Genomic DNA, 5,047 nt, shown 5'->3' with positions numbered 1-5,047 from the left:
AGACCTTTGAGAACTGAATAAGAAACCAAGTGCAGGGTTATGATAGAAGAAATTATAACCTGTCAATTTACAAGAATAAATCGTCAGATGACGGTAATGAGTTAACGCTCGAACAATTATTAAAGATTTTAATGAGAGTTTGATCCTGGCTCAGGACGAACGCTGGCGGCGTGCCTAATACATGCAAGTAGGACGCTGAAGAGAGGAGCTTGCTCTTCTTGGATGAGTTGCGAACGGGTGAGTAACGCGTAGGTAACCTGCCTTGTAGCGGGGGATAACTATTGGAAACGATAGCTAATACCGCATAACAATGGATGACACATGTCATTTATTTGAAAGGGGCAATTGCTCCACTACAAGATGGACCTGCGTTGTATTAGCTAGTAGGTGAGGTAACGGCTCACCTAGGCGACGATACATAGCCGACCTGAGAGGGTGATCGGCCACACTGGGACTGAGACACGGCCCAGACTCCTACGGGAGGCAGCAGTAGGGAATCTTCGGCAATGGGGGCAACCCTGACCGAGCAACGCCGCGTGAGTGAAGAAGGTTTTCGGATCGTAAAGCTCTGTTGTAAGTCAAGAACGAGTGTGAGAGTGGAAAGTTCACACTGTGACGGTAGCTTACCAGAAAGGGACGGCTAACTACGTGCCAGCAGCCGCGGTAATACGTAGGTCCCGAGCGTTGTCCGGATTTATTGGGCGTAAAGCGAGCGCAGGCGGTTTGATAAGTCTGAAGTTAAAGGCTGTGGCTCAACCATAGTTCGCTTTGGAAACTGTCAAACTTGAGTGCAGAAGGGGAGAGTGGAATTCCATGTGTAGCGGTGAAATGCGTAGATATATGGAGGAACACCGGTGGCGAAAGCGGCTCTCTGGTCTGTAACTGACGCTGAGGCTCGAAAGCGTGGGGAGCGAACAGGATTAGATACCCTGGTAGTCCACGCCGTAAACGATGAGTGCTAGGTGTTGGATCCTTTCCGGGATTCAGTGCCGCAGCTAACGCATTAAGCACTCCGCCTGGGGAGTACGACCGCAAGGTTGAAACTCAAAGGAATTGACGGGGGCCCGCACAAGCGGTGGAGCATGTGGTTTAATTCGAAGCAACGCGAAGAACCTTACCAGGTCTTGACATCCCGATGCTATTTCTAGAGATAGAAAGTTACTTCGGTACATCGGTGACAGGTGGTGCATGGTTGTCGTCAGCTCGTGTCGTGAGATGTTGGGTTAAGTCCCGCAACGAGCGCAACCCCTATTGTTAGTTGCCATCATTCAGTTGGGCACTCTAGCGAGACTGCCGGTAATAAACCGGAGGAAGGTGGGGATGACGTCAAATCATCATGCCCCTTATGACCTGGGCTACACACGTGCTACAATGGTTGGTACAACGAGTTGCGAGTCGGTGACGGCAAGCTAATCTCTTAAAGCCAATCTCAGTTCGGATTGTAGGCTGCAACTCGCCTACATGAAGTCGGAATCGCTAGTAATCGCGGATCAGCACGCCGCGGTGAATACGTTCCCGGGCCTTGTACACACCGCCCGTCACACCACGAGAGTTTGTAACACCCGAAGTCGGTGAGGTAACCTTTTGGAGCCAGCCGCCTAAGGTGGGATAGATGATTGGGGTGAAGTCGTAACAAGGTAGCCGTATCGGAAGGTGCGGCTGGATCACCTCCTTTCTAAGGAAAAACGGAATGTACTTGAGTTTCTTATTTAGTTTTGAGAGGTCTTGTGGGGCCTTAGCTCAGCTGGGAGAGCGCCTGCTTTGCACGCAGGAGGTCAGCGGTTCGATCCCGCTAGGCTCCATTGAATCGAAAGATTCAAGTATTGTCCATTGAAAATTGAATATCTATATCAAATTCCATATGTAATTAATTACATATAGATAGTAACAAGAAAATAAACCGAAACGCTGTGAATATTTAATGAGTTAGGTCGAAAGACCAAAATAAGGTTAAGTTAATAAGGGCGCACGGTGGATGCCTTGGCACTAGAAGCCGATGAAGGACGTGACTAACGACGAAATGCTTTGGGGAGCTGTAAGTGAGCAATGATCCAGAGATGTCCGAATGGGGGAACCCGGCAGGTAATGCCTGTCACTCATTACTGTTAAGGTAATGTAGAGGAAGACGCAGTGAACTGAAACATCTAAGTAGCTGCAGGAAGAGAAAGCAAAAGCGATTGCCTTAGTAGCGGCGAGCGAAACGGCAAGAGGGCAAACCGAAGAGTTTACTCTTCGGGGTTGTAGGACTGCAACGTGGACTTAAAGACTATAGAAGAACTACCTGGGAAGGTAGGCCAAAGAGAGTAATAGCCTCGTATTCGAAATAGTCTTTATACCTAGCAGTATCCTGAGTACGGCGAGACACGAGAAATCTCGTCGGAATCTGGGAGGACCATCTCCCAACCCTAAATACTCTCTAGTGACCGATAGTGAACCAGTACCGTGAGGGAAAGGTGAAAAGCACCCCGGGAGGGGAGTGAAATAGAACCTGAAACCGTGTGCCTACAACAAGTTCGAGCCCGTTAATGGGTGAGAGCGTGCCTTTTGTAGAATGAACCGGCGAGTTACGATATGATGCGAGGTTAAGTTGAAGAGACGGAGCCGTAGGGAAACCGAGTCTTAATAGGGCGCATTAGTATCATGTCGTAGACCCGAAACCATGTGACCTACCCATGAGCAGGTTGAAGGTGAGGTAAAACTCACTGGAGGACCGAACCAGGGCACGTTGAAAAGTGCTTGGATGACTTGTGGGTAGCGGAGAAATTCCAAACGAACTTGGAGATAGCTGGTTCTCTCCGAAATAGCTTTAGGGCTAGCGTCGATGTTAAGTCTCTTGGAGGTAGAGCACTGTTTGGGTGAGGGGTCCATCCCGGATTACCAATCTCAGATAAACTCCGAATGCCAATGAGATATAATCGGCAGTCAGACTGCGAGTGCTAAGATCCGTAGTCGAAAGGGAAACAGCCCAGACCACCAGCTAAGGTCCCAAAATATATGTTAAGTGGAAAAGGATGTGGGGTTGCACAGACAACTAGGATGTTAGCTTAGAAGCAGCTATTCATTCAAAGAGTGCGTAATAGCTCACTAGTCGAGTGACCCTGCGCCGAAAATGTACCGGGGCTAAAACATATTACCGAAGCTGTGGATACCTTTATAGGTATGGTAGGAGAGCGTTCTATGTGCGAAGAAGGTGTACCGTGAGGAGTGCTGGAGCGCATAGAAGTGAGAATGCCGGTATGAGTAGCGAAAGACAGGTGAGAATCCTGTCCACCGTAAGACTAAGGTTTCCAGGGGAAGGCTCGTCCGCCCTGGGTTAGTCGGGACCTAAGGAGAGACCGAAAGGTGTATCCGATGGACAACAGGTTGATATTCCTGTACTAGAGTATATAGTGATGGAGGGACGCAGTAGGCTAACTAAACCAGACGATTGGAAGTGTCTGGCCAAGCAGTGAGGTGTGATATGAGTCAAATGCTTATATCTATAACATTGAGCTGTGATGGGGAGCGAAGTTTAGTAGCGAAGTTAGTGATGTCACACTGCCAAGAAAAGCTTCTAGCGTTAATTATACTCTACCCGTACCGCAAACCGACACAGGTAGTCGAGGCGAGTAGCCTCAGGTGAGCGAGAGAACTCTCGTTAAGGAACTCGGCAAAATGGCCCCGTAACTTCGGGAGAAGGGGCGCTGACTTATGGTCAGCCGCAGTGAATAGGCCCAAGCAACTGTTTATCAAAAACACAGCTCTCTGCTAAATCGTAAGATGATGTATAGGGGGTGACGCCTGCCCGGTGCTGGAAGGTTAAGAGGAGTGCTTAGCGTAAGCGAAGGTATGAATTGAAGCCCCAGTAAACGGCGGCCGTAACTATAACGGTCCTAAGGTAGCGAAATTCCTTGTCGGGTAAGTTCCGACCCGCACGAAAGGCGTAATGATTTGGGCACTGTCTCAACGAGAGACTCGGTGAAATTTTAGTACCTGTGAAGATGCAGGTTACCCGCGACAGGACGGAAAGACCCCATGGAGCTTTACTGCAGTTTGATATTGAGTATCTGTACCACATGTACAGGATAGGTAGGAGCCTATGACCTCGGGACGCCAGTTTCGAGTGAGGCGTTGTTGGGATACTACCCTTGTGTTATGGCTACTCTAACCCAGATAGGTTATCCCTATCGGAGACAGTGTCTGACGGGCAGTTTGACTGGGGCGGTCGCCTCCTAAAAGGTAACGGAGGCGCCCAAAGGTTCCCTCAGAATGGTTGGAAATCATTCGCAGAGTGTAAAGGTATAAGGGAGCTTGACTGCGAGAGCTACAACTCGAGCAGGGACGAAAGTCGGGCTTAGTGATCCGGTGGTTCCGCATGGAAGGGCCATCGCTCAACGGATAAAAGCTACCCTGGGGATAACAGGCTTATCTCCCCCAAGAGTTCACATCGACGGGGAGGTTTGGCACCTCGATGTCGGCTCGTCGCATCCTGGGGCTGTAGTCGGTCCCAAGGGTTGGGCTGTTCGCCCATTAAAGCGGCACGCGAGCTGGGTTCAGAACGTCGTGAGACAGTTCGGTCCCTATCCGTCGCGGGCGTAGGAAATTTGAGAGGATCTGCTCCTAGTACGAGAGGACCAGAGTGGACTTACCGCTGGTGTACCAGTTGTTCTGCCAAGAGCATCGCTGGGTAGCTATGTAGGGAAGGGATAAACGCTGAAAGCATCTAAGTGTGAAGCCCACCTCAAGATGAGATTTCCCATGATTTTATATCAGTAAGAGCCCTGAGAGATGATCAGGTTGATAGGTTAGAAGTGGAAGTGTGGTGACACATGTAGCGGACTAATACTAATAGCTCGAGGACTTATCCAAAGAAAGTAACTGAGACATATTGACAACGATTTGGTTTCTTGATACAGTATAGATATTCAATTTTGAGTTGAGAATACTCAGAGTTAAGTGACGATAGCCTAGGAGATACACCTGTTCCCATGCCGAACACAGAAGTTAAGCCCTAGTACGCCTGATGTAGTTGGGGGTTGCCCCCTGTTAGATACGGTAGTCGCTTAGC

General features: G+C 49.3%; 1 tRNA gene and 3 rRNA genes. All 4 read left to right on the top strand.

The annotated features are described in order from the left end of the window. Window positions 1-127 precede the first annotated feature (127 nt). Window positions 128-1,675, top strand: a 16S ribosomal RNA gene (locus tag PCY16_RS11190). Window positions 1,676-1,729: 54 nt separating this feature from the next. Then, a tRNA-Ala gene (locus PCY16_RS11185) sits at window positions 1,730-1,802 on the top strand. Window positions 1,803-1,948: 146 nt separating this feature from the next. Beyond that, window positions 1,949-4,848 (top strand): 23S ribosomal RNA (locus PCY16_RS11180). Window positions 4,849-4,931: 83 nt separating this feature from the next. Continuing rightward, window positions 4,932-5,047, top strand: a 5S ribosomal RNA gene (rrf, locus tag PCY16_RS11175). The 16S, 23S and 5S rRNA genes sit together here with 1 tRNA gene alongside, the layout of an rRNA operon.

The sequence above is a fragment of the Streptococcus sp. SS4 genome (assembly GCF_030440125.1).
Lineage (GTDB): Bacteria > Bacillota > Bacilli > Lactobacillales > Streptococcaceae > Streptococcus.
The sequence above is the reverse complement of the archived record's forward strand: the minus strand, read 5'-3'. Positions and strand labels throughout refer to the sequence as shown.